The organism is Bacillus sp. FSL K6-0255 (assembly GCF_045040725.1).
Lineage (GTDB): Bacteria > Bacillota > Bacilli > Bacillales > Bacillaceae > Bacillus > Bacillus subtilis.
On record NZ_CP150278.1, the window covers coordinates 2,470,693 to 2,495,451 of the forward strand.

The 24,759-nt window shown below is 39.3% G+C and carries 31 protein-coding genes and 3 pseudogenes; 10 read left to right on the forward strand and 24 right to left on the reverse strand.

All coding sequences use genetic code 11. From position 1 onward, the window contains the following. Positions 1-24 precede the first annotated feature (24 nt). From MHB62_RS12665 to MHB62_RS12700, 8 genes are read right to left on the reverse strand one after another with little or no spacing between them, the layout of a single operon-like run. Positions 25-768 carry a class I SAM-dependent methyltransferase gene (locus tag MHB62_RS12665; protein WP_003229973.1) on the reverse strand — a complete coding sequence of 248 codons (744 nt, stop codon included), beginning with the start codon at positions 766-768 and terminating at the stop codon, positions 25-27. Then, on the reverse strand, positions 765-1,121 hold the full coding sequence (gene rsfS, locus MHB62_RS12670) for a ribosome silencing factor (protein WP_014480315.1): 357 nt from the start codon (positions 1,119-1,121) through the stop codon (positions 765-767). The genes MHB62_RS12665 and rsfS overlap by 4 nt, the downstream gene beginning before the upstream one ends. A gap of 17 nt (positions 1,122-1,138) precedes the next feature. Then, positions 1,139-1,699, reverse strand: a complete 561-nt coding sequence (gene yqeK, locus MHB62_RS12675; protein ID WP_004399059.1) for a bis(5'-nucleosyl)-tetraphosphatase (symmetrical) YqeK — start codon at positions 1,697-1,699, stop codon at positions 1,139-1,141. Then, entirely contained in the window at positions 1,689-2,258 is a 570-nt protein-coding gene (locus MHB62_RS12680; RefSeq protein WP_004398676.1) for a nicotinate-nucleotide adenylyltransferase, read from the reverse strand. The genes yqeK and MHB62_RS12680 overlap by 11 nt, the downstream gene beginning before the upstream one ends. 11 nt (positions 2,259-2,269) lie before the next feature. Next, a complete protein-coding gene (gene yhbY, locus MHB62_RS12685; RefSeq protein ID WP_003226133.1) occupies positions 2,270-2,560 on the reverse strand; it encodes a ribosome assembly RNA-binding protein YhbY in 291 nt (96 codons plus the stop codon). Continuing rightward, entirely contained in the window at positions 2,554-3,396 is an 843-nt protein-coding gene (gene aroE, locus MHB62_RS12690; RefSeq protein ID WP_003229967.1) for a shikimate dehydrogenase, read from the reverse strand. Before aroE ends, yhbY begins: the two co-directional genes overlap by 7 nt. A gap of 17 nt (positions 3,397-3,413) precedes the next feature. After that, positions 3,414-4,514 carry a ribosome biogenesis GTPase YqeH gene (gene yqeH / locus MHB62_RS12695; protein WP_003229966.1) on the reverse strand — a complete coding sequence of 367 codons (1,101 nt, stop codon included), beginning with the start codon at positions 4,512-4,514 and terminating at the stop codon, positions 3,414-3,416. Positions 4,515-4,517: 3 nt separating this feature from the next. Continuing rightward, positions 4,518-5,036 (reverse strand): YqeG family HAD IIIA-type phosphatase, encoded by a 519-nt coding sequence (locus MHB62_RS12700; protein ID WP_003226126.1) that lies wholly within the window; start codon positions 5,034-5,036, stop codon positions 4,518-4,520. Positions 5,037-5,397: 361 nt separating this feature from the next. Here MHB62_RS12700 and MHB62_RS12705 point away from each other — a divergent pair, with 361 nt between their 5' ends. Next, positions 5,398-5,538 carry a sporulation histidine kinase inhibitor Sda gene (locus tag MHB62_RS12705; RefSeq protein ID WP_003226124.1) on the forward strand — a complete coding sequence of 47 codons (141 nt, stop codon included), beginning with the start codon at positions 5,398-5,400 and terminating at the stop codon, positions 5,536-5,538. A 305-nt stretch (positions 5,539-5,843) separates the two neighbouring features. On the opposite strand, the gene MHB62_RS12710 is transcribed toward MHB62_RS12705, so the two are convergent. Both MHB62_RS12710 and cwlH read right to left on the reverse strand, forming a co-directional pair. After that, the gene (locus MHB62_RS12710) at positions 5,844-6,575 is read right to left on the reverse strand and encodes an SGNH/GDSL hydrolase family protein (protein WP_032722145.1); all 732 of its coding nucleotides are present in this window, start codon (positions 6,573-6,575) and stop codon (positions 5,844-5,846) included. A 251-nt stretch (positions 6,576-6,826) separates the two neighbouring features. Beyond that, the gene (gene cwlH / locus MHB62_RS12715; protein ID WP_032722147.1) at positions 6,827-7,579 is read right to left on the reverse strand and encodes an N-acetylmuramoyl-L-alanine amidase CwlH; all 753 of its coding nucleotides are present in this window, start codon (positions 7,577-7,579) and stop codon (positions 6,827-6,829) included. A 186-nt stretch (positions 7,580-7,765) separates the two neighbouring features. Between cwlH and MHB62_RS12720 the strand changes: the two genes are divergently transcribed. Beyond that, positions 7,766-8,392 carry a TVP38/TMEM64 family protein gene (locus MHB62_RS12720; RefSeq protein ID WP_015714297.1) on the forward strand — a complete coding sequence of 209 codons (627 nt, stop codon included), beginning with the start codon at positions 7,766-7,768 and terminating at the stop codon, positions 8,390-8,392. Between the two features lie 18 nt (positions 8,393-8,410). Here the strand turns inward: MHB62_RS12720 and gnd are convergent. After that, positions 8,411-9,279: pseudogene (gnd, locus tag MHB62_RS12725) on the reverse strand (phosphogluconate dehydrogenase (NAD(+)-dependent, decarboxylating)). Between the two features lie 251 nt (positions 9,280-9,530). Between gnd and MHB62_RS12730 the strand changes: the two are divergent. Further along, the gene (locus MHB62_RS12730) at positions 9,531-10,253 is read left to right on the forward strand and encodes a hypothetical protein (protein WP_010886572.1); all 723 of its coding nucleotides are present in this window, start codon (positions 9,531-9,533) and stop codon (positions 10,251-10,253) included. Between the two features lie 32 nt (positions 10,254-10,285). Here the strand turns inward: MHB62_RS12730 and nucB are convergent, their stop codons facing one another. Next, positions 10,286-10,696, reverse strand: coding sequence for a sporulation-specific Dnase NucB (gene nucB, locus MHB62_RS12735; protein ID WP_009967785.1), 411 nt, complete (start codon positions 10,694-10,696; stop codon positions 10,286-10,288). Positions 10,697-10,891: 195 nt separating this feature from the next. Between nucB and MHB62_RS12740 the strand changes: the two are divergent. Further along, positions 10,892-11,242 (forward strand): annotated as a pseudogene (locus MHB62_RS12740) (sigma-70 family RNA polymerase sigma factor); the annotation flags it as partial. A 27-nt stretch (positions 11,243-11,269) separates the two neighbouring features. Here MHB62_RS12740 and spoIVCA read toward each other — a convergent pair. The 7 genes and pseudogenes from spoIVCA to MHB62_RS12775 all read right to left on the reverse strand — a co-directional run bounded on the left by spoIVCA (position 11,270) and on the right by MHB62_RS12775 (position 16,667). After that, positions 11,270-12,730 (reverse strand): site-specific DNA recombinase SpoIVCA, encoded by a 1,461-nt coding sequence (gene spoIVCA / locus MHB62_RS12745; protein ID WP_223257626.1) that lies wholly within the window; start codon positions 12,728-12,730, stop codon positions 11,270-11,272. Continuing rightward, positions 12,688-12,866 (reverse strand): annotated as a pseudogene (locus MHB62_RS12750) (hypothetical protein). The gene spoIVCA and the pseudogene MHB62_RS12750 overlap by 43 nt, the downstream one beginning before the upstream one ends. Positions 12,867-13,220: 354 nt before the next feature. Further along, entirely contained in the window at positions 13,221-13,640 is a 420-nt protein-coding gene (locus MHB62_RS12755) for a thioredoxin-dependent arsenate reductase (RefSeq protein WP_004398596.1), read from the reverse strand. Between the two features lie 11 nt (positions 13,641-13,651). Further along, entirely contained in the window at positions 13,652-14,692 is a 1,041-nt protein-coding gene (gene acr3, locus MHB62_RS12760; RefSeq protein WP_032722149.1) for an arsenite efflux transporter Acr3, read from the reverse strand. Positions 14,693-14,714: 22 nt separating this feature from the next. Beyond that, positions 14,715-15,155 (reverse strand): ArsI/CadI family heavy metal resistance metalloenzyme, encoded by a 441-nt coding sequence (locus MHB62_RS12765; protein WP_032722151.1) that lies wholly within the window; start codon positions 15,153-15,155, stop codon positions 14,715-14,717. Positions 15,156-15,213: 58 nt separating this feature from the next. After that, complete coding sequence (gene arsR, locus MHB62_RS12770; RefSeq protein WP_029318103.1) at positions 15,214-15,531, reverse strand: arsenical resistance operon transcriptional regulator ArsR; 318 nt, start codon at positions 15,529-15,531, stop codon at positions 15,214-15,216. 371 nt (positions 15,532-15,902) lie between these two features. Further along, on the reverse strand, positions 15,903-16,667 hold the full coding sequence (locus tag MHB62_RS12775) for a YqcI/YcgG family protein (RefSeq protein ID WP_017696291.1): 765 nt from the start codon (positions 16,665-16,667) through the stop codon (positions 15,903-15,905). A 442-nt stretch (positions 16,668-17,109) separates the two neighbouring features. On the opposite strand from MHB62_RS12775, the gene rapE reads away from it, so the two are divergent. The 6 genes from rapE (at position 17,110) to MHB62_RS12805 (ending at position 21,451) form a co-directional block, all read left to right on the forward strand. Then, entirely contained in the window at positions 17,110-18,237 is a 1,128-nt protein-coding gene (gene rapE / locus MHB62_RS12780) for a response regulator aspartate phosphatase RapE (protein ID WP_004398842.1), read from the forward strand. Then, the gene (gene phrE / locus MHB62_RS12785; protein ID WP_004398770.1) at positions 18,227-18,361 is read left to right on the forward strand and encodes a phosphatase RapE inhibitor PhrE; all 135 of its coding nucleotides are present in this window, start codon (positions 18,227-18,229) and stop codon (positions 18,359-18,361) included. Before rapE ends, phrE begins: the two co-directional genes overlap by 11 nt. 109 nt (positions 18,362-18,470) lie before the next feature. After that, a complete protein-coding gene (locus MHB62_RS12790; protein ID WP_003245945.1) occupies positions 18,471-18,629 on the forward strand; it encodes a hypothetical protein in 159 nt (52 codons plus the stop codon). Positions 18,630-18,998: 369 nt separating this feature from the next. Continuing rightward, positions 18,999-20,594 (forward strand): LXG family T7SS effector endonuclease toxin YqcG, encoded by a 1,596-nt coding sequence (gene yqcG, locus MHB62_RS12795; RefSeq protein ID WP_004399034.1) that lies wholly within the window; start codon positions 18,999-19,001, stop codon positions 20,592-20,594. Between the two features lie 14 nt (positions 20,595-20,608). Further along, a complete protein-coding gene (gene yqcF, locus MHB62_RS12800; RefSeq protein ID WP_009967790.1) occupies positions 20,609-21,187 on the forward strand; it encodes a type VII secretion system immunity protein YqcF in 579 nt (192 codons plus the stop codon). Between the two features lie 117 nt (positions 21,188-21,304). Further along, the gene (locus MHB62_RS12805) at positions 21,305-21,451 is read left to right on the forward strand and encodes a hypothetical protein (protein ID WP_009967791.1); all 147 of its coding nucleotides are present in this window, start codon (positions 21,305-21,307) and stop codon (positions 21,449-21,451) included. Here MHB62_RS12805 and MHB62_RS12810 read toward each other — a convergent pair. The 5 genes from MHB62_RS12810 to MHB62_RS12830 form a co-directional block, all read right to left on the reverse strand. After that, a complete protein-coding gene (locus MHB62_RS12810) occupies positions 21,448-21,810 on the reverse strand; it encodes a hypothetical protein (protein ID WP_003229947.1) in 363 nt (120 codons plus the stop codon). The two genes, MHB62_RS12805 and MHB62_RS12810, sit on opposite strands and share 4 nt — an antisense overlap. Before the next feature lie 15 nt (positions 21,811-21,825). After that, entirely contained in the window at positions 21,826-22,305 is a 480-nt protein-coding gene (locus MHB62_RS12815; RefSeq protein ID WP_004399085.1) for a hypothetical protein, read from the reverse strand. A 164-nt stretch (positions 22,306-22,469) separates the two neighbouring features. Further along, entirely contained in the window at positions 22,470-23,288 is an 819-nt protein-coding gene (cwlA, locus tag MHB62_RS12820) for an N-acetylmuramoyl-L-alanine amidase CwlA (protein WP_017697459.1), read from the reverse strand. Between the two features lie 44 nt (positions 23,289-23,332). Further along, complete coding sequence (locus tag MHB62_RS12825; RefSeq protein WP_017697460.1) at positions 23,333-23,755, reverse strand: holin family protein; 423 nt, start codon at positions 23,753-23,755, stop codon at positions 23,333-23,335. Between the two features lie 45 nt (positions 23,756-23,800). Next, positions 23,801-24,694 carry a hypothetical protein gene (locus MHB62_RS12830; protein ID WP_032722160.1) on the reverse strand — a complete coding sequence of 298 codons (894 nt, stop codon included), beginning with the start codon at positions 24,692-24,694 and terminating at the stop codon, positions 23,801-23,803. Positions 24,695-24,759: the final 65 nt, after the last annotated feature.

The window sequence follows — 24,759 nt, forward strand, 5'->3', positions numbered from 1 at the left end:
AAAGCATTTTAAAAAACCATCGTTTTAGGAAACGATGGTTTTTGATTTCTGCGCCTTGAAAAAGAGGCGTTCTGATTGTGCTGATGGCTCGGTATCCGTAAAATCAGCTGTCACGCGATGGAGCTGAAAGCCGCAGTTCTTAAGCATTTCTTCGTATTCTTCCACCGGGAACGTTCTTTGCTCGTGTGTCTCATCAAAACGATCATACGCTTCTCCGTTCCACACAAAAAACGACATATCATGAATGACAGAAAGCTCGTCACTTCCGGCAAAGCTCTGCCAAATATAGCTGATATCTTCGTCCTGGTCAGCAAATGTGCTATCCGGAAAGACTTCCGCAATTTTAAAAGATGAATGAACATCAAACAGCAGAATGCCTTCAGGCTTTAATACCCGAAAAACACTTTTAAAGGTTTCGATCACATCATTTTTTGTTTTTAAATAATTTAATGAGTCACAGCATATCACAACAGCGTCAAATTGACCGTCAAAGCCGGTAATCTCTCTCATATCCTGCTGAAGAAATAAAATAGGCTGGCTACTCGATACCTTTTGCTGGGCGAAAGAAAGCATCTCTTCGCTGAGATCGATGCCTGTAACCTCGAAGCCTTTTTCGGCAAGCCGGATGGAGATTTCCCCCGTGCCGCATGCCAGATCGAGAATACGGCCTTTTTCCGGGAGAGATGCTTCAATCCATTTTGTCCATTGATCGTAAGGCGCGTGTGACATTAACTCGTCATACACGCTTGCAAAGCCTTGATAAATCATTGATTCATTCCAAGATCAAGATCTGCGAGTGGAGCGTCTCCCCACAGCTTTTCAAGGTTGTAGTAGCTTCTTTCATCCTTGTGGAAGACATGGACAATTACATCGCCTAGATCAACGAGAACCCATCTTGCTTCATCAAAGCCTTCCATCTTTTTGACTTGAATGCCGTTTTCATCAGCTTGATCCTTGATTTCACGGGCAATCGCCTGTACCTGTTTATCTGAATTTCCGTGGCAGATCAGAAAATAATCAGCAACCAGAGAAATACCTTCCATATCCAGTGCTAAAATATCCTCTGCCCGTTTATCATCGCAAGCCGCAGCTGCGATCTTTAAAATGGACTTTTGGTTCATTCACAAATTCCTCCTGTTCAGCTGCCAGACACAAGCCAGTTATACGTTAAAAATGTGTCTGGAAAAACCGGTTGATTTTTTTTCATAAGAAAAACCATTGTATTTTTAATGGACTGAATCAGCGCTTGATTCAAATCTGTCTCAGCAAGCTTACGCACCTCATCGACACCGGGAAATGCCCGGTTTGGCTCAATGTAATCGGCAACGTAAATGACTTTTTCTAAAAGTGTCATGCCGGGGCGGCCTGAGGTATGATACCTAATGGCGTCAAGAATGTCTTCATCTTGAACCCCTGCCTCTCTTTGGACCAAATAAGCGCCGACCGGAGCGTGCCAGAGCTCCGGATTATGATCCAATAAATGCGCAGGCATTTTTTCACGCGCAATAATTTGTTTCATTTCTTCTTTCGGGCGGAATTTGGCGTAATCATGAAAGATTGCCGCTATTTCCGCTTTTTTAGAATCGGCTCCAAAACGCTCCGCAAGTTCGATCGCCGTGTTCATCACGCCAACCGTATGGATATATCGGTGTTCGGTCAATTGCTGCTTCACGCATGCAAGTGCCTCCTCACGATTCATATAAACCATTCTCCTCTACATACTTCTTCACTTTATCAGGGATTAAGTAGTCAGTGGGCTTCTTGCTTTTAAACCGTTCCCTTATCATAGTTGATGATACCTCAAATTCCGGAACGTCTGCAAAGAGAAGCGGATAAGGGGTTTCAACATGAAAACCGGGGCGCTTTACTCCAATAAATTGAATGAGGTTCAGCAGCTCGTCCAGCTTATACCATTTCGGCAAATATTCAATCATATCAGCGCCGATAATAAAGAACAGCTGATCATTTGGATAACGCTGCTTCAGTAAAGAAACGGTATCAAAGGTATATGATGGCCCTTCTCTTTCCATTTCAACAAGCTCCAGCTTAAAGGACGGATTAGATTGAATTGCAAGCTTTAGCATTTCCACGCGATGAAAGCTGTCGGTATAGTCTTCGTTCTGTTTATGCGGCGGAATTTGATTAGGCATAAACCAAATTTCATCAAGCCCCGCCTGGTACAGCACCTCATTAGCCATTAAGAGGTGACCATTATGCGGAGGGTCAAACGTGCCTCCGAAAATTCCGATTTTCTTCATTTCAACCACCTTTAAGGAAGCTCGATTTGTTTATTTTCCTTTGATTCCTTATATAACACAATCGTATTGCCGATTGTCTGCACCAATTGAGAGCGGCTTCCTTTTACAAGAGCTTCCGCTACATCGTTTTTATCCTCTTCGCAATTCTGAAGCACGCTGACTTTAATCAGCTCTCTCGCTTCAAGCGCCTCAGCAATTTGTTTAATCATGTTGTCGTTTACTCCGCCTTTACCTACTTGAAAAATCGGCGTTAAATGATGCGCTTTTGAACGCAAAAAACGTTTTTGTTTACCTGTTAACATTCTGTTCCTCCTAATTTTCCTATTACAATGGATCTCATTTTTTCAATATTAGGCTCTTGTCCAGTCCACAATTGGAAAGACAATGCTGCCTGTTCAACAAACATGCCCACACCGTCGAGTGTTTTCAAACCTTTTTGGCTTGCTTCTTTTAAAAGGGCCGTCTGTATTGGATTATACACGATATCACATACGACAGCACTGCTCGCGGCACGCTGTAATGAAAGCGGCACATCGTCCACGTTCGGATACATGCCCACAGACGTTGTATGGATGATAACATCATACTGCTCAAGACGTTCTTCTGCTTCTTTTATGCTTAATACTTCTTTATTGTGAAACGAGGGAGTAGCTTCTGTAAGCCGCTTTGCTTTTTCTAACGTCCGGTTGCAAATGTCAAATTTTTTCGGGGTATTTCGGACAATTGTTGTAAAAATGGCTCTCGCCGCTCCGCCAGCGCCGATCATTAAGAATGACAGTTCAGAGATGGGCTTGTCTAATACCTTCATTAATGACTTCACGAAGCCTTCCCCATCGGTATTGTATCCGACAAGCTTATCTCCCTCTCTTCTGACCGTGTTTACGGCACCGAGCACTTTTGCACTCTCATCAATATGATCCAAATAATCCATAATGGAAACCTTGTGCGGAACAGTCACATTGATTCCTTGTACGCCTAGAGCTCTTATTCCTTTTACCGCATCCTCCAGATCATTCTCTTCTACCTTGAAGGCATGATAATGTCCGTCAAGCCCGAGGTCTTTCAATGATGCGTTATGAATATCAGGTGACATAGAATGGCCAATAGGATTTCCGATAACCCCGTACAGCTTTTTCATACTCCTCTCCCCTTTTCTTAAATTAATGAACGCCGAACAAATACATGAACGCCTTTTGGCGCATATGCAGTTACCTTTTTATCGGCATCATGGACAGTAACCCAGCCTAACCCAGAGAAAACGATATCTGTCTTTTTGTCTTTTATCGTAAACGTATGGGCAACCAATTCAGGAAACTCATCCATTTCATCTTTACCCGGAGGTGTGAGCAATTCCCCTGCATGCTTTTCATAAAGTGCGTCTGCATTTTCAAGTTTTGTTCTATGAATCATCAGCTCATTCGGCATATAGCAAATAAAAGGAGATCTTTCCCCAGACACATAATCAAACCTTGCAAGTCCGCCAAAATACAGTGTTTGCTGATCATTAAGCTGGAATGTGCGAGGCTTCAGCTCCTTTTTAGGAGATAATATTTTCAGATCCTTTTTATTGACATAATGCGCCATTTGATGGTTGTTGATAATTCCCGGTGTATCATAAAGCGATGAACCGTCATCCAGCGGGATTTCAATCGCATCAAGGGTTGTGCCAGGAAATTGGGATGTTGTAATAATATCTTCTTCACCTGACACTTCTTTAATAATCCGGTTAATAAAGGTTGACTTTCCTACATTTGTACATCCAACAACATAGACGTCTTTTCCGTTGCGGTAATGCTCAATCGCGTCAATTACTTCTCTTATTCCCTGGCCGCGTCCCGCACTGACCAAAAATACGTCAACCGGTTTTAAGCCAAGCTCTTTCGCTTCACGCTTCATCCATTGGATCAGACGCTCTCTTTTCAGTGACTTAGGCAAAATATCCGCTTTATTGCCAACTAATAAGATAGGGTTTCCCCCCACCAAGCGCTGCAGCCCATTAATCCAGCTGCCGTTAAAATCAAAAATATCAACAATTTTTACGACAAGAGAGTCCGTTTCTCCAATACCGTGAAGAATGTTCAAAAAATCATCATCAGTTAAGGAGACATCTTGTATTTCATTATAGTTTTTCAGTCTGAAGCAACGCTGGCAAATCACATTTTCTTTCGTAAGCGATGCAGGCGGCGCGTACCCCAAACCTGTTTTGTCCTCGGTTTGGATCGTAACTCCGCACCCGATACAAACAACCTTTTCCATTTCTTACTCCTCCCACTGAATGTGCCCTTTTCGTTTGAGAGCACTCAGTATTCTGCGTTCGACCTGGCGGTTAAAGCGCGTAATGAATCCGTCAGAGGAAGCGACTGGCACGACCAAAATCGTATGGTAGCCGTTTCGGTTTCCCCCGAGTACATCGGTCAGCAGCTGGTCTCCAATGACAACGCAGTCCTCTTTTTTTAGCTCCATATTACGCACCGCTCTATTAAAGGCTTTACCCATCGGTTTTCTTGCTTTATAGATGAATGGGATTCCAAGCGGTTCTGAGAAAAGTTTCACTCTTCTTTCGTTATTATTAGAGACAATTGTCACTTTAATGCCGTGTTCCTTCATTTCTTCAAACCACTCGATCAATCGCGGCGTCGCGTTCGGCCTGTCCCATTCAACAAGCGTATTATCCAGGTCAGTAATAATCCCTTTTACATTTCGTTCCTTTAATTTCTCAGGTGTAATATGAAAAATATTTTTTACAAACTCGTCAGGTAAAAAAAACTTTTTTAACAAAACCCGCACCCTTCCCTTTTTCTTTCTTTCAAAATGATTGTCGAAAAAAATCGAACTTGCGCCTAAAGAAAAACTGAGCAAAAAAATTTCGACAAAAATTGGGTTTCTTCACCAGGTGTGGATAAATTTACACACACTATCCACTCTTATTACATCACTCTTTAGACAAATTATAAACACGATACTCACAAGTTATCCACTTTTTGGTGTGGATAACAGAACGATTGTTCTTATATGCATTTCATGGTAGATTAAAGATAACTTCAACCTCAGATGAACGCAACTTATCATTGTATGCGTTAAAATCATGAATGATTCCAACTTTTAAGGAGGTGCCTCTCCCATTAATTGGGTTCCTAGCATGAGAAAACTGTCTGATGAATTACTAATAGAATCTTATTTCAAAGCCACCGAAATGAATTTAAACCGTGACTTTATCGAGTTAATTGAAAACGAAATAAAAAGAAGATCGCTCGGACATATTATTTCCGTATCTTCTTAATAGGAATTTGTCTATTTTTTCCGGGCGTATTTCCTTTTTTTACTCAGATGACTGATATTATATCACTTTGGCTGCGCGCTTTACTACTATTTTCAGCAAAAAACACCCCTAAAAAGAGGTGTTTTAAAGGGCCGGTTATTATGCTAACCAGTATATGCCGCCCACAACAAGGAGAACAACAACTAAAACAACAATAAAAGCGTATCCATATGCTCTGCCTGCGCCATACATGTGAAGCGCCTCCTTAATAAGGTTTTATAACAGCCTATGTAGGAGAAATAAATCGGACTAGGCGGTTGTCCGGCTCAACGCTGCAGGATCTGCCCATCTTGTATTCCTTCATATACGATCCTTGCCCCTTTAGGTGTCATATGATTTCCAGAAGGATCTATAAGACCAGATTGGATAAGCGCTTCATCAGTTGCTTTTCCGCCGTCTGCTTCTATAAAATGCTTCCAGTTATCTACAAGAGGGACATCCAGGCGCTTCGACACATCTCTTGTAATATCGTTATATGAGTTGTGCCATTTCCTTGCTCCGCCTTTTGGTTCAAAAGCAGCTGCTTGATATCTGGAATAGTAAAAAAAATGATGCTTCCCATTACCTTCTATAATTGGGATACACGTCATTAAGATTGGCTTGATCCCGTGTTTTCTGCTTTCTTCAATAAAATAAACCAGATTTTCTCTAAAACGCTGCTTCGACACTCTCGGTTTCCCCTCAGTCAGTATGGCAGCGTCATTGGTGCCGAACATAATAAACAAATACTTCGGTTTTTGATCCAGCACATCTGTCTGAAATCGGAGACGGGCATCCTCTGTCGTCTGTCCGCCGATTCCCGCATTGAGTATATCAAGGTTACCGCGCTCAGCTGTTTTTAATATATTGACCCACTGCTGTGCTTTTGGATAATCGCGATAATCCCAATTAGAGCCACGCGTATTGCTGTCACCAAATGCTACAACGTCTTCGTATCCCCTTCCCTCGCATCCTGCTGTAACAAACAGCAGAAGGAAAAGGATGATAAAATGTTTCATCTTTACACCCCCAAAAGCCTCACCTTAATGTTATACCTCTGTTTCTCTTCGTTCAATGAAGAGTTTTTCGCTATCACTGTTTTTTCCTATAGTTAACGTGTCCCCCTCAGTGAATATCATTCTGCTTTCATTGCGGCGCAGCTGATGATTTTTTAAAATTCCCTTCTTTCCAATCTGAAAAACACACAAACCAAAGAAAAGAAAATAACCTGAATCCGCACTGGAAACAGGTTATCCGTTAAATCCTGCATTTACTTTAACTTCGATTTAAGCTTGGCCTTTGTTTTTGGCCCATAAATCCCGTCTGCAGTTAATCCGTTCATGAGCTGAAAACGCTTGACAGCATTCGCTGTTTTCGGTCCGTAAACTCCATCTATGCCATTGTTTTTGGCTCCCTTATCAGGGTAAAAGTGAAGTGCAGCTAAAGCCTTTTGCAGCTGGAGAATGTTTGTGCCCTTTCGATAAGGCGAAGTGAGCTTTATAACCCCAGACGGCAGAGGATATGATGGTGAAGGTTCTTTTGGAGGTGTATCCGAGGAAGAAATTCCGTTTATAAAAGAGTTCCAGTGGTTCAAGAGTTTCCGCGGACATTCTTTCCCAGACCATTTTTTGTGGGGAACAACACGATGTAACGGAATATTGTTTTCCTTCATCAGCTTTCTGATCAGCCACTGGGCATTTGATGTTGCTTTTTCAAAATCGCCATCAGCATTTTCGCAGATTTCAATCCCGATCGATTTGCGGTTTCCTGTCCCGTTTGTACCGTCTCCCGCATGCCAGCCGTTTTCATCTATCGGGAGATGCTGATAAATGACTGAATCGTCAACTGTAAAATGCCAGCTTTCGGATGTGCTCGGGTTTTTCACAAAATTGGCGTGCATTTTCGCATCAGCGCCTTTTGCTGTATTCGCTGTATTATGCACCGTAATATAAGCAGGCGTCATCGCATAGCCAGGACGATTATCATTTGATACCGGTATAAAATCCTTTTTTATGGTTACCATTTCTATCCCTCCCTATTAATAAGAATGCAGAAAACAGAGAGATGGACAGCCTTTTTTATGAGGTAAAAAAGAATTGTGTTCTTAACCTGGTTTTCAGTTGAACAGCTGAAATGGCACCAGTTATACTAATTTAGATGACGGAGGTTTTGGCTCCTGACATCACCTAAGTTGGGAGTGACCATAGACATGTTAAAAAAAGTAATAGGTATACTTGTGATTATCGCTATCATTGCAGTCGGTTTTTTTCAGAAAGAAGCTTGGCTTGATGCAATCAAAACAGGAGGGATGTTTTCCGTTTTATTTAGTATGCTGCTGATTGCTGCCGATGTTTTTTTCCCAATAGTGCCGTTTGCTTTGATTGCTGCTTTAAATGGCGCAGTGTTCGGGACTGCAAATGGAATTTGGATTACACTGACCGGCTCAATGCTTGGTACAATATTGCTGTTTTTTCTCGCCAGGTACAGTTTTAGAGATTGGGCCAGAAAAAAAGTTCAGGCCTATCCTGCCATACAAAGCTACGAGGCTTCCTTCAACAAAAACGCTTTTACCGCTGTTTTATTAGGAAGGCTGATACCTGTCATACCTTCCCTTATAATGAATGTGATCTGCGGTCTGAGCCAGGTTCGCTGGCATGTTTTTTTCTTTGCTTCTTTAATAGGGAAAATCCCCAATATTATTGTTGTCACTATTGCAGGTGCCAATTTCACCAGCAATAAATTATTGTCTATCAGCATTTACGGTACATATATTCTGATCATCATGGTGGTCATTTATAAAAAGTTCCCTCATCTTCTGAAGGTGCCAAAAAAATAAGGAGGCTTGTTGGCCCCCTTACTTTTTTTCTGTCGCATGGCCTCCAAATTCATTTCGAAGCGCAGCAACCACCTTTCCTGTAAACGTATCGTCTGTTAAAGAACGGTATCTCATCATTAGTGACATGGCGATGACCGGCGTTGCCGTCTGCAGATCAAGCGCGGTTTCCACCGTCCATTTTCCTTGACCTGATCCAGTTTCGCATCCTTAGCGAAAGCTCGCTCAGTCAGTCCCATAAGCCAAGAACGAATGACAGAACCATGATTCCACACTCTGGCAACCTTCTCGTAGTCAAAATCAAATTGGCTGTTTTCAAGCACTTCGAATCCTTCACCAATCGCGGCCATCATTCCATACTCAATTCCATTATGGATCATTTTTAAAAAATGTCCGCTTCCCGCTTCACCAGCGTATAGATAACCATTTTCGACGGCAGTATCACGAAAAAGCGGTTCCACAATCTCCCATGCTTCATGATCGCCCCCCACCATAAAACAGGCTCCATGCCGTGCGCCTTCCATTCCGCCCGACGTTCCGGCATCGAGATAATGGATACCCGCTTCTTTCATTTGATTGTAGCGGCGAATTGATTCTTTATAATGAGAGTTTCCAGCTTCGATAATCATATCGCCTTTACTTAATAAAGGTGATACATCACGCAAAACAGCATCGACAATGCCATGCGGTACCATAACCCATAGGATACGCGGCGGGTCTAATAAAGAAATGAACTCTTTAAGATTCGTTGTCCCCTCAGCCCCGTATGCTTTCAGTTCATCAACAGCCGCTTGATTTACATCATATCCAACCGCTTGATGATTGCGGTCAATGAATTGCTTTCCTATGTTTATGCCCATTTTCCCTAAGCCGATTAATCCAATTTTCATATCTGTTCCTCCTGATTGTCTAAAAAGCCTTTACTCTTTATGTTCCCTTTGGATTGTATTGTGATACGCAGAAAACAAATGGGGCTTACATCGTCTGCGCATGTAAATTTTATTTTTCATGACTGACTGTGCCTGCCAGTTCTATTACTGAATCTCTTTATATCCATAATTATCACTTTATCCTTGATTTACCATCAGTTTAAGTTAAAATATGGGAAGGTATTCGATTTTTTTAGTAAAAAGAAGGTGACATGTTGCAGAATCAATCTCATACTCTTATCGGAGTTACGAAAACCGCTGTATTCTTTTTATACGCTGCACTTGCAATCATCGGTTTTGCAATCGGGTATTTTATTCCGCAGATTGCGAAATGGGCATTATCCCTCCCCTGGATCCCTCTTGAAGGACCACTTCGGCTCATTACCTCTTTTCAGGGATCTACAGCTTCATTTATCACTGCTCTTCTCGGTATGTGTGCGGGGATTTGGTTCGCTCATTCTGTTATTGCAATGCTGCTGTCTGTCAAAATTACAGATCACACAGTGGAATTCATCAAAGGAAAAAAAGTGCAAACAATTCATTCCGATGACATCGCTCTTGTATTTATGGATCACAAACGGCTTGTCCTCCTGGGAACAGCCGGATATGAATTGGTACGGGAAGAAATTGATGAAAAACCAGTAAACGTTGAGAAGGCCTTTAGACAGCATCATTACGAATGGGCAACAGATGGTGATCCGTTTAAAGATCAATTTCGCCGATGGATTCCTGATGCACCAGACCTATCGCAAGGCGCCCATGCCTTATTAAAAGCTCGTCACAAAGCGCTGCAGGACGAAGAAAAAGACGATATTGAAGAATTCCGTCTCGAACTGGCACAGCTGGGCATCGTTGTACGGGACGAAGGCACACGCCAATATTGGCGAAAAGCAGAAACCTATCCCCCGAAAATTCAGCTCGGCGAAGGATTGTAACAACAGAGGCTCAAGAAAGAGCCTCTTCTTTATTACTGCACAATAAACAGCACTCTGGTGCCGTCAGGATAGCTGCTCATTTGATTCCCTACCCACGAGCCGGCGCCGCGATTATCAGAAGGCGTCACATATCGGACATCAGCCCCTGCGCCGCCTTCCTCGCAGACAGCCATCGGCCACTCATCCCGGTCATAGCCCGGCTTCGTCGGGATTCCCTTTAAAGATTCCTCCCGCCTTTTGTCTGCTCCATCTCTATCAATGGTACAAATATCTGGATGTCCCTCTGCAATCGCATCCCTAATATGACTGCCGGTTTCCGGATAACGAGACAGCGGAAAATATAACACTTTGTCATACGAAGATGCGCCTTGGATCTGCTGCGGAACCATTAAACAAAGAAGAACTGCTGCAGCAAGAAACAGGCCTGCCATCCATTTTTTCATTCCCATCCCCCCATACCTTTGTTCATTTCAATGTATGGGCGCTTGATAAAGATTATTTTTAACATTTGAAGTTAGTATGCTGCTTACAAAAGCCGGACTCCCCCGCGAGAAATTTCCCGGTACAGACACAGACAGCCTCCCGGTCACATACATTTACATATAGGCTTTTGCCTACATACTTTTGTGGAGGTGACGATGGTGACAGGTGTTTTCGCAGCGCTCGGCTTTGTTGTTAAAGAGCTTGTCTTTTTAGTATCTTACGTGAAAAACAATGCCTTTCCACAACCGCTCTCAAGCAGCGAGGAAAAAAAATACTTAGAGCTCATGGCTAAAGGGGATGAACATGCCAGAAACATGCTGATTGAGCATAATCTTCGCTTGGTCGCCCATATTGTGAAAAAATTTGAAAATACAGGTGAGGATGCAGAGGACTTAATCTCCATCGGAACGATCGGGCTGATAAAAGGAATTGAAAGCTATTCCGCTGGTAAAGGGACAAAGCTGGCGACGTATGCTGCGAGGTGTATTGAAAATGAGATTGTAATTACAAAAGGGGGGTGCATACACCCCTCTTTAATACGTTTCAATATATATGGTGTCAGAATCCACAATGGTAACTTCTTTCACGATAAAGTTAACAATTGTTTTTTTATCTTCAAGAGTTAAGTTATCTGCACCGATTGATTGAAAATAGTCGATGGCTCTTTTTAGAGCATTTTCACTTGAGCTCGTATCATCTAGGACTTTCATTTTTGACTGGATTTCGTTACACTTTTCAGTAAGCTGATTTTGCTTTTTTTGCAGTTCAATAATTTGTGCTTTGATTTCATCTATGTCTAAATCATCGTCATCGCTTAGGCTGATTAGCGTTAAAAGACGCTTGCGGCCTTTTTTTGTTTTCTCTATCTCTTTTTCAATAAGTTCTAATTCATCAGACAGGTGATTTGATTGTTCAGCCTCTTTAAAAGAAACATACTTTTGAGGATTTGTGATGAATTTAAAAATTTCACCCCATACATGCCGGTTCAATTTATTCTCAGACATTTCTTTTCCGCAGCCGCGGTCCTTTGCGCCAGAATAATTTTTCCGGCAAGTATATACATAGTAGTCTTTACCATGTGATTTTCTTTTCTTCCCTGTCATGGTATTTCCGCATTTTCCGCATCTAACCAAACCCGATAACAAGTAATTGTGAGGGCTGATACTCAAGTGTTTTCTTTTACTTTGACCTAAGAGTTCTTGAGCATAATCCCATTGTTCAGCTGGAACAATTGCTGGAATTGTCACAGTGATTTGTTCTTCTTCAGGCCTTATTTTAATTATAGATTTGTTCCCTGCCTGCTTTGAAACATAGGAACCCTCTGTATCATATTTATACTGTCTATGTTCACCCTTATAGGAAGAGTTCATTAATATTTGCCGAACAACCTGCCTGTGCCATACTTTGGCGCCTTTTTTTGTTTTAACCCCCATCTGAGTTAAATGTAGAGCAATACCATTTACTCTGCCGAAAAAAGGGCTTTTATGATCGGTGAAATAGTTAAAAATCATCCGAATGATTTTTGCTTCCTCTTCTAATATCTCAAGAGTTCTTTTCTCTTTAACAAATTTATAGCCATATAGTTTAGAATCTTTAATGATCATGCCTTTTTTCATTTTTTGAAGTCGGCCGCTTGATGTCCGTTCTTTGATTTTGGCTTTTTCAAATTCTGAGATTGCCCCGCGCATTGCGAAAAACAATTGACCTTCTGGAGAATTGGCGTATTCACCATTTACAAAAATCAAAGGTATGTTTCGCTTTCGCAATTCGTCATCAATGATTAGCTGATTCATTAATTTCCGAGAAAGACGGTCAGGATCGTAACAAATGACTTGACTTATAAGTCCCTTGCTTGCATCCTCCCTCAAGCGATTCAAAGCCGGACGTTCTAAAAGCTCTCCTGAAAATCCTTCATCTGCATACTTCAGCACATCTTTAGTCCCTGCTTTCTTTATACAGGCCTCGATTTGGCTGTCGATGCTCGATCCCTTGATCGCTTGTTCCTCGGTCGATACCCTTACATATATTGCTATCACCCTGAATCTCCTTCCTATAAAGTTTTATTAAATAATGATAGCAATCGTTAATGCATTTGTCAGCTTGCGGTCCCTCGATGATTATCACTTTCATAAAATGCATCACCCCTTGGGTAATGCTATGTAACAGCTGTTTGTCCAAATGAGGAGATTTTAAATTAAACTATAGTGTTATTAAACGTTTCAATGAATATGCAAAAAATTTAAAAAAAGTTGTTGTGACTTTTCTACACTCCTTTAGGTCCTCAATAGAAAAGATTTTATTTTCTATGCCTCAACATTCGCTTATTATAGTTTTCAATGATTTATTATTATTTGAGAGTACAATGGAGTAGTGTTTTTCATTGTTAGATAGTTAATGACATTTCACTGGTGTCAAGTTCGTATAGCTAGACATTAATAAAAAAAGGACACATATAAATATGCATCCTTTAACAAAAGAGTTTATTTATTTCCCTGTTTCAGCAAATTCCTTCAACCTATTCCCTATTTCATCACGAACTCTTTGGAAAAACGCCCATTTTTCTTCTTCTGTCCCTTGTGCTCTTGCCGGATCATCAAAACCCCAATGCTCACGTTTTACATGTGGAGGCGTCATCGGGCATTTATCAGCAGCATCTCCACAAAGCGTAACAACTAAATCAGCATTGTTCAGAATATCAGAATCGATTATATCTGACGTTTGATTAGAGATATCTATACCAACTTCCTTCATCGCTTTAACAGCATTCGGATTTAATCCATGTGCTTCTATCCCCGCGCTATACACTTTCCACTCATCACCTAAATATTGTTTAGCCCATCCTTCAGCCATTTGGCTCCGGCAAGAGTTCCCTGTACATAAAAAGTAAATGATTTTATTCTCCATATATTCCACCTCTACATCGAGTGACTTCCAAAGTATTTTCGTTGAAACCATAAAGCAACCTTAACAAGTGCTATCATGACTGGCACTTCTACAAGCGGACCAATTACGGCGGCAAATGCTGCACCCGAATGAATTCCAAATACACCAACAGCTACAGCAATCGCTAATTCAAAGTTATTGCTTCCTGCTGTAAAAGCTAAAGTAGTAGTTACAGCATAGTTTGCCCCGATTTTCTTCCCTAAAAAGAAGGAAACAAAGAACATTAAAACAAAGTAAATCAATAATGGAATCGCAACTCGGACAACATCTAACGGCAAGCTAACAATTACATCACCTTTTAAGGAAAACATGACGATAATTGTAAATAGCAAAGCAATTAACGTAATTGGACTAATCTTAGGAATGAACACTTTTTCATACCATTCTTTGCCCTTCACTTTTACAAAAATATAACGTGTCACCATTCCTGCAATAAAAGGAACTCCAAGGTAAATGAATACTGATTTTGCGACTTCTGCCATCGTAATATTCACTACTGCTCCTTCCATCCCTAACCATTGCGGAATAACTGTTACAAAAATGTAAGCATAAACTGAGAAAAAAAGCATTTGGAAAATTGAGTTGAAGGCAACTAATCCTGCCGCGTATTCCGTATCACCTTTTGATAAGTCATTCCAAACAATAACCATCGCAATACAGCGAGCTAATCCAATCATAATAAGCCCAATCATATACTCCGGTTTATCTGGCAAAAAGATGATAGCCAAAATAAACATGAGAGTCGGTCCGATGATCCAGTTTTGCACTAAAGATAAAATTAACACTTTAATATCTTTAAATACCCGTCCAATTTCTTCATATCGAACCTTTGCTAGTGGTGGATACATCATTAATACTAATCCAATAGCTAAAGGGATAGATGTAGTTCCTACTTGGAATTTGTTTAATCTACCAACAAAACTCGGAAATATAAAACCTAATCCTATCCCCAATGCCATCGCAAGAAAAATCCAGATGGTTAAATAACGGTCTAAAAAAGATAAACGTTTCATTACTTTATCCTCACCTTTTTTACTAACAGCAAGAGTTCGTTGTACTATCACTTGGTGGTGCTACACAACAAGAGGAAGAATCTTGTTTTTGAATCTCGCTATTCGATTTGGTATAGAAAAATTCCCACTCGTTTCCATCTGGATCAGTAATCCAAAATTTATCTTGGACTGCATAACAACAAGTCGTATCCATTTCCTCACGTGCAAAAAACCCTTCTTTTTCAAGCCTTTCCTTGTGTTTCAAAACTTCTTCCAAACTATCTACTTGGAATCCAAAATGATTCACTTGATTTCCCTTCACCTCATCTGCGACATTTAAAGTGAAGTTCAGTCCAGGAGTCTCTAATAAAAACTTTGCATAGTCTGTTTTTACTTTTACAGCCTTTACTCCAAAAACTTTTTCATAAAAACTGATCGAATTCTCTAAGTTGACAACGTTAATCCCTACATGAACATATTTCATTTTAATTCCCCCTCTTATCTATTAATCAAAAAAAATTGATTTAATGCCTAAATTTTTTTTAGCAACAATCTCCTTCACCTTTTTTTCTAAATACACAACAAAGCTCTTCTGATAATAAACCATTTACTTCCTCATCATTTAGATCATAATAACTCCATGTTCCCTTTGTCTCTTTCGTTATTAAGTTGGCATCCAATAAAATTTTTAGATGATAAGAAAGTTTAGATTGCGTCACCTCAAAAATCTCAGTCAGATCACAAACACAGGTTTTTCCCCTTTGACAAAGTTCATACATGATCTCTAATCGTTTCTGATCAGCAAGAGCCTTAAATTTTTGTTCATATTTCCGTAGCAGTTCTGATTTCGTCTCATCCATTCATATCGCCTTCTTTAATCAATTTTTTTTGATGTATTTATTATACTCATGATTTTTAAATTAATGCAAGCAAATAAATCAATTTATTTTGATTAATTGTAAAACCCGCTAAAAGCTTGTGTAACCAGATAGAGGTTTTCCATTTTTATTATTTCCTCCATCGCTACTTTGCTACTACAGCAACGGAGATCATAAACGCTAATTTCTAATTTCAAGAAAAAAACATTAAATAATTTTTGTGAATATGTAGAATCGATAATAATTCGAGATAATACGTATTTAGTCAGAGCACACAGATTTATCATCAATTAAAACCTTATGTGAAGATATAAGCCATTCAATCCATCCTTCCACATAAGGTTTTAAACAATTTAATCAGACCTTTTCTTTTTGAATAAGTTCTTCATTTTCATAAAAGGGCATTGTGACACTTGATTTTCATCATCTCGCAAGAAGTACTGTTTCCACTCCAGATTGTCTTTTTTTCCATACCATCCTAAATGCGGATGGATAGGTACTTCATCATATGCCTCAAGCCTTTTTCGAATTTGCTTACTCATATTTCGTCCAAATGCAGTAGTATCATTTAGATCCTCAAAAACCCATCTAGGCTGAAACGTCAACATAAAATAAGGAAAACTTCTGCTTTTTCTTTTGCTGTGAGCTGGTGTAGCACACAGAACAAAATATGGTTCTCCATTAAAACAGTATTCCCATTGAAAGTGCTCTGGATTTTCTGGTATATAATCTGGCCAATCAGCTGGATCTTCCATGCTCAATGAATTTAGAAACTGCCAAAACAACGATTCGTAATCCTCAATTTTGTAATCACTAAGCAAGTCTTCTGGTGTATGAAATATTATAGTTAATGATGCATACTTTCCTGTCTCTCGTGAAATAGTTCCATACCGAGTAAGCAACGGCGCTAATTCCTTCGCAGTTCTAGGATTCCTAGGATCACCGACAAAAGCAATCCGCAGCTGGTCGCTTAAAAATGCTACCCTTCCCGGTATACAAGGAAATTTATTTTCTTTATCGCCTATTTTTTCCGTTAAGTAGTTAAACGACTTCATTTGCCAATCAGGTAACGTTTCTTTAATTTTTTCAAGATCACTTTTGGCATATAACTCAGTCAAAAAATCCACCTCCAAAGGCATTTATCATAATGTATTGCGGGAGCAAGAAGGCGGTGAATGTCTAATTACTTTTTCATATATCCAAATGAATATTAATTAATTAATTGGTTAAGTTTTAGTGGGTAGGTAAGTAATTTTCTTATCAAGAAAAATCCAGAATCAGTTCTGCGTTTAGCTGTACATGCACACTCAGCCCTCAAAACGACTAACGCTGGACTTTCTGGATGTTTTCAATTTTAAACTATCACAAGAATGACCGAAATTCCCTGTTTTTTGATGCCAAGTCATGGTACTCCCAGGAGGGAATTTCATAACTCTCTAAAGCAAAAAGTTATTGCGGTCTCACCGAAAATTTAAATTGCGGTGCCCTATTTCCTTTTTCTGCGAACGAAAACTTGTTAATATTTACAGTACTAGTAGAGTTAAGGGAAGGGTGAATATCTTGATATCAATCACATCAGCTGAAGTGGGAATGAAGATTAATGAATGGCATAGGCATATTCAAAAATTCAACGTAACTGATGCTGAAATGTTAAAAGCTGAAATAGAACGTGATATAGAGGTTATGGAAGAAGATCAAGACTTGCTTATTTATTATCAACTAATGGCCTTTCGCCATAAAATTATGTTGGAATACACGCTGCCATCTGATGAAAACCGAATGGAACTTTCAGAATATTTAAATAAAATTGAGGGCCATAAGAAAAAATTAGACAATATGCGGGCATATTATTATAACTTCTTCCGCGGGATGTATGAGTTTAGAAACGGTGAATACACAAGAGCCATTACATATTACAAAAAAGCTGAACGCAAAATTCCTACAATCTCCGACAAGATTGAAAAAGCTGAGTTTTATTTTAAACTGTCTGAAGTCTATTATCATATGAAAATGACACACATTTCGATGCATTACGCTGAGCTTTCATACAACATTTATAAGAAACACGAGCTTTACTCTGTTCGTCGTATTCAGTGCCATTTTGTCATTGCCGGTAACTACGATGACCTTGAAAATCATGAAAAAGCTCTCCCCCACCTTCAAGAAGCTTTAAAAGGTGCCGAGCTGCTTAAAAGTAAAAATACTCATATCTATGCCACTGCGTTTTTCAATCTCGGCAATTGCTATCACAAAATGGACAACTTAAATAAGGCTGCTCGTTACATCGAACAAGCCTTGGTTCAATACAGAAAAATTAACTCTGACGTACTTCCGCAAGCTTATCATGACCTAGCGTTGATTTATTTTAAACAAGGCAAAAAAGAACAAGCAATGGATTGCTTCCGCAAAGGAATCAGAAGTGCTGTAGATTTTAAAGACGAACTATTTATGAACTTATTTGAAGCATTAGACGTTCTTTATATAAGAAATGGCGATACACCTAAACTTCTCAACATTTTTTCTCGTTTAGAGAACGGCAAAGGATACCCTTATCTGGAAGAGCTGGCATTGTTAGGAGGCAACCTTTTCGATTATAATGGAAAAATAGAGGATAGTATCATCTGTTTCAAGAAGATGGTATATGCTCAAAAGCAAATATCGAAAGGGGAATGCATGTATGAAATCTAAATTGTTTATCAGTTTATCCGCCGTTTTAATTGGACTTGCCTTTTTCGGATCTATGTATAATGGCGAAATGAAGGAAGCATCCCGGAATGTAACTCTCGCACCTACTCATGAATTCCTTGTTTAATTCGATAAACAACATTAGTTCTGATTCCCTTTAGCCGTTTCATAACGGCTTTTTCTTATTTCTAATACTGAAAAAATCTATCATACTTAAAGCTTTTGAGGTGAACATTTTGGACTTATTTGATGAATGCTTAGAAGCTCTAGGGAAAAACAAAGAAATCTTATCAGAAGAATTAACGGCAAAATATTATGAACTGCTTTCAAACAGTTTTCCCTTACATCTTGGGGACGAATCAAGTGGGAAGAAGTTTGTTGTCATCAATCTATAGATTACGAGGAAGAGATTTACGATTGGCTAGCTAAACACCATTTTAAAGATAGGAACATTATTATTCTTTGGGGTTACGGAGAACAGCCAGCATTAAAAACCAGTCTTGAGCATGCATTAAACGTAATTGATGATGTAACTGCCGTTGGATCGGATACTTTTATGTTTAGTGAATCTGGCTACGTTATCGAATTTTTTCATGATGGCGATGTTACAATTGGAAAGTCCCCTTTCATTGAAAGGATTAACAAATAGGTAAAATGACACAGATCGAATGATTCATTTCCACCATTTGATCCACATAACAGTTAGTTTCATCATTCTTCCATGGTAATATTTTGTTATGACGATTAAATGAAAGGATATGATCATGAAAGTATTTGAAGCCAAAACCTTGCTCACCGAGGCTGAAAAGCGAGCACAGGAATACAAAGATTTAAAAAGTAAAATGGTCAAATTAAAGAAAGCGTTCAAAGCTGTTGCAGATTTAGATGATAGCGAGTTTTCAGGCAAAGGCGCTAATAACATTAAATCATTTTATGAAGATCAAGCTGGCATTGCTGACCAATGGATTGATTTAATTGAGATGAAAATTTCTTTCTTAACGAGTATTCCTGGTTTTTTAGAAGATGCCAACTTATCAGATGCCTACATAGAAGAAACCTTTTTAGCGCATGAGCTTGCTAACGCCTACACCAAATCAAAATCCATTATGTCTGAACAGAAAAAAGCCATGAAAGATATATTAAATGATATCAACGATATACTGCCTTTGGATCTGTTCTCGACAGAAACTTTTAAAAATGAACTTTCGTCTGCCGAAAAGAAACGAAAAGAAGCCATTGAGAAAATGGATGAAGTTGACCAAAACTTAACATCAGAATACGGACTATCAGAAGCAAATGAACAAATGATTCAAGCTGATTATCAAGCTTTAATGAATGCGACAGCAAAAGGCAAAAGCGCCTCTCCTATTCACTATAATGCGAAGGCTTATAGAGACAGTGAGATTCACAAGATGACTGAGGATGTAAAGAAACAATCAACAGACTACATCTCTTTTAAGGACCAACAGGCGGAACAAAGAAGAATTGCAAAAGAACAAGAAGAACTGGCGAACAGACCATGGTATGAAAAGTCTTGGGATGCTGTTTGTAATTTTACAGGAGAGGTCTCTGGATATTATGATTATAAAAGAGCCGCTGATGGGGTTGATCCTGTTACCGGCGAAAAGCTAACTGCTGGACAACGGGTCGCTGCCGGTGCAATGGCTGCGGCAGGATACATCCCTATCGTAGGATGGGCAGGTAAATTAGCTAAAGGTGGAAAAGCTGTTTATTCAACAAGTAAAGCATTGTATAGAGCAGACAAAGCTCTCGATGTATATAAAACACCTAAGACATTCCATGCCCTTCAAAACTCCAGCAAAGGACTTTATGGACTTGCTTCTGCAAATGGTTTTAGTGAAGCTATAACAGGACGCGATATGTTCGGGAATAAAGTCTCCAAAGAGAGGCAAGAACAGAGCCTTAGTGGTGCAATGGCAATGTTGGTTCCTTTCGGAGCTCGCGGAATTAACAAAAAGCTTAATGCAAAATCAAGTTCTCGAGTTAGCGAAGCATCGACTAACACCAGCAAAAAACCTAAAGTTCCTAAAACGTACAAAAGACCAACTTATTTCCGTAAAGGCGTTAGAGATAAGGTTTGGGAAAATGCTAAGGATTCAACCGGATCTGTTAAAGACCCGTTAACAAAACAAGTAATGAAAAAAGATGAACCATGGGATATGGGTCATAAACCAGGTTATGAATTTAGAAAACATCAACAAAGTGCGATGGAAAGAAATATTAGTCGAAAGCAATTTTTAGATGAACATAATAATCCAGACCACTATCAACCCGAATTACCTTCCTCCAATAGGAGTCATAAAGGGGAAGATATGACGGATGATTACTTTGGAGATTAAGGAGAGATTGTCTAATGGGCGTAACACAAGAAAATAAAGTAATTGCTAGAACAGTTTTAGGAGCTTTTGGGGGGAAACCGAAGGTTACGAAATATTGGGATGATAACAAGAATAGCAGCATAGATATTTTATCGGTTAGTGACCAGCCTCAGGAAGGTATCACGTCATATTCAACTCTAGGTTTGTCGGATCATTCTATTAATTATGAGGTGAATGGCACTCCGTTGCGGATAGAAATCGTAGCTGCAATGGAGTCAGCTTCAGACATATATGCTAATGTTTTATCAACTTGTGCCTTTAATATAATCAACTCAAATTTCACTTGTGCACCAGGTGTTATTTTTAAAAATGTGATTAGTATGTATGATCAGGAAACCGACATGAAACATATTATGTTCGTTCCCCCATTTTTATGGGAGGAAGATTTAGAACTACTTGAATTTAGTAACAAAAATGTTACTTGGCTAATGGCTTTACCTATATCCGAAGGAGAATTGCAAGTAGCTGAAAAACACGGCTCAGATTATTTACAAGATCTTCTGGAATCAAAACAGATTGATATTTTTGATATAAAGAGAGAATCTGTTGTTTAATGACTTTAATAAAGAAGAGTCACTTTATAAGCCCCTCTCAATGAGAAGGGCTTATTTTATTTAATTTGAAATCAGCTGCAAATAATAGAAGAAAATGACTGAGGTAAGGAGAATTCTATGATTAATGAAGAAAAACACACAAACCCTCAAGCTAATAACAATATATTTGGAAGGATAGATACCTGGTATTCTGTTCATAGGAGTTCGAACTTGAGGGAAAATAAAGAAAGACCAGCTTATTATGTGGCTGGTCCTTATCTTTAATTAAAGAAATGGTTATGTAAAGCTTTAGAAAATCCAAAACCTTCTTCTGGTCCCTTTAACCAGAGAGAAATAAACTTTTCGAAATCCACTTCTTTTTCAATATCTTTCAAAATTCTTTTAAATTCTTCAGTAAAGTTATGAAGAGAGACCTCTTCGCCATTTTTAATCTTATCAGTGTACTGGCTCGTTAACTCTCTTAATTCTTGATACTGTTTTTCACTTAAATCATAGGCCAAAACTTGATCAAATAAGCCAAACCGATCATAATCAGCTGCTAATTGTTGGACTAACCTTAGTTGAAAAGCCTGCTTCTCGACTTTTTTTTCTAGGTTGTCAAGCCTTTCTTCTACTGTTACCAATTCAAATCACCTCAATTAAAAAGCTAAGAAAGTAAATACACTTGCAATAGTTCTAGCTGTAGAAGATTTTACACCAGCATCAATTAGATATGAGGAAACCGTGTCAATAATTGCGTCCTCCACAACGTCACCTCGTTTAACTAACTCGTCCAAAGCATCTGCTACATCATCAGTATGTTTTGCGAATGTTTTTCCTGCTGATCCACCTAACTCATCGACTACCTCACCAACAATTCTCCCACCATGTCGAAGCGCACTGGCTGTTGCCTTCATTGCTTCTTTAGCAATCCATTTTTTAATACCATTTGTGTGAAATTCACCAGATTGTTCAGTTGTATTAGTTGGTAATTCGGATAGTTTAACGGGAGTTTGATAAGTGACTTCCTGCTGTGCCTGTAATGTTACCTCTTGAGCTTTGGCATGTCCATCCAACGGAAGAACTAATGATAAAGAGAATGTTAATGCAGATGTTGCTAAAAGTAATTTCTTAAACATGAAATCAATCCCTTTCTTTTAAATTATTTACATGTAAATGATAACATTATGTTCAGACTAGAAAAATAATACTTTTTACTCAAATATTAGAATAATTTTGAACTATCTGTAACAAAATAAACATAAGTATCTCCTTGAGAAAGATACTCAAGGAGACTATTTATTTACTTCAAGAGAGCTTCAAGTTTCGCTTTCGTTTTTGGTCCGTAAATACCGTCTTGAGTAAGCCCGTACATAGACTGGAATCGTCTAATTGCATCTGCTGTTTTCGGACCATACACGCCGTCAATGCCGTTGTTTTTTGCTCCTTTATCCGGGTAAAAGTATAGTGCAGCCAGTGCTTTTTGAATTTGTGTTACCTTTTCCCCTCTCATCATTGGGCTCTTCACTTTAAAAATACCGGATGGTAGCGCATATGACGTTTTTTTGCTGCTTGTGTTTGTTGTTTTCTTTTTAGCTACACTTGCTTTGCTTGAGTTTGTTTTCCCACCTAGCGCCTTTAATTCTTTTTCAATGGCAGCCTTAACTTGATTCCATCTACCCTCTGACAAAATGCGGTGCGGGCAATACTTACCGTTCCAGTCTTGGTGCTTACGGACACGATCAATGCCCCATCCGCGTTCTTTAAGTAGCTGCGCCACAAACTTAATAGCAAGCTTTTCCGCTGCCTTATATCGTGCCCCTCCTGACTTGCTATAACAAATTTCGACACCAATCGACTTACGATTCCCTGTACCGTTTGTTCCATCTCCTGTATGCCAAGCGTTACGATTTGTTGGAATTCCTTGAATGACTTGTTTATCGTCTACTGCAAAGTGAAAACTCGTTGAGCTAGAGTTATTCTTCATGTAAGAAATCTCATTAGCTGCTGAAGCATCGTTCGCAGTGTTATGAATAGTAATATATTCAGCTTTCATTGGATTAGGACATTTCAATCCATACTTTGATTTAGAGACTAGATTCTTTACAACTTTAATGGCCATATATCCTCTCTCCTTCTGTCTGTATAATAAAAAAAGCCACTGGCTTAGCCAGCAGCTTTGTCTGCACTATTCTTACTCTGTTCTTTTTCGTTCTCAATTGTTTGTAATCGAGCTGTTATCGTTGAAGGGATTTTAACACCGATTTGTGCTAAGTTTTCAGTTATTGACAAACCTTCATTAGCGATATAAAAAAGAACGGTACCAAAGGTTAAGACACCGTTCAAATTGAGTACTGTATCAATCACGTTTGCCAAAATGACCGCAAAGAAATTGAGTAGCTTGCGGACATAGCCAAACCATGCGCTCCGGCTTCGCAGTTTCTTGAATTTCCATGCCTTAATTACTCCTGTTAAAACGTCTATTATGCTAAGAACTAGAAGTAAATCAAGATACTTCACCCCACCAAATAAATATACTCTTGCTAAATCTAATGTTTCAAAATTGATAAACAAACTTGTCTCCTCCATTTCTAATCACCTCCTCCGAGGCAAATAAAAAAGGACAGCCGGATCTTATGAGACGGCCGTCCCTCGAACTGAAAAGTTTCCATTTGTTAAAGCTGTAAGCTCCATAACAATTTCTTTAAAGCCAGTAATGTTAAATGACCAAGCTTCTGATTTCCCTTTTGTGCTAGTGGCAAATGTTCCGTCATCCACTTTCTGACCTCTAAGGGCTCTTTTTGTTCCCGATAAGGATTTACCCCAGAACTTCAACTCACTTGTCTCAGCCGTTCCATAAACCTCAATGAGCAACGTTTTAAATGATCCAACAGTTAACGAAGTACCTTCCCCGATTGTTTCTGTTTTATCATGAAAAACAACATCTATTGTTTTTGCTTGAGTGTCTAATGAGCTAAGGTTCAAGCCTTCAGTTTGAACTTTTAAACGACCATCATTAGTTAAACCGTTTTTATCTAACTGGACTGACAACGGAGCAACTGCTGTAATAGGAACAGTGTGGTTAATGTTTATATCCTCTTCACCTGCGCCCAGTGACTGGTATAGTAAAAATTCAGATTGCTGCAGGTTACCATTTGCGTATCTGAAACGGAAATAGCGTTTAGTTAAATGAATCCATTCAGTCTCGCCAAGCGTATTTGCTTTAACTACCAATGAAGAGACAGTGGTCCATGTATTCATATCATTACTTTCTTCGATGAATAAGGTTCCTTCACGATCAGAATAAGCGTGACCTTTTACTTTTGAAATTAAAACCTGACCTAATCGATCTTGTCCATATTGCGTGTAGACTTCAGTGGCTTTTAAAACTGCGTTCGTCAGCAGCTCTGAATTACCGGAGATTGAAGCTACCGGCACAACAAAATCTCTGTTTCCTTCTCTGTATGGCTTGGCTGCCCCCGGCTTACCAGTTGCATCTGTTGAAAATTGAAAACTATATGATGCCATTATAAATCCTCCTTGCTATTGTAGATCATTAGTGGTGAGCATGGGTTTACAACGGAACCACCTCC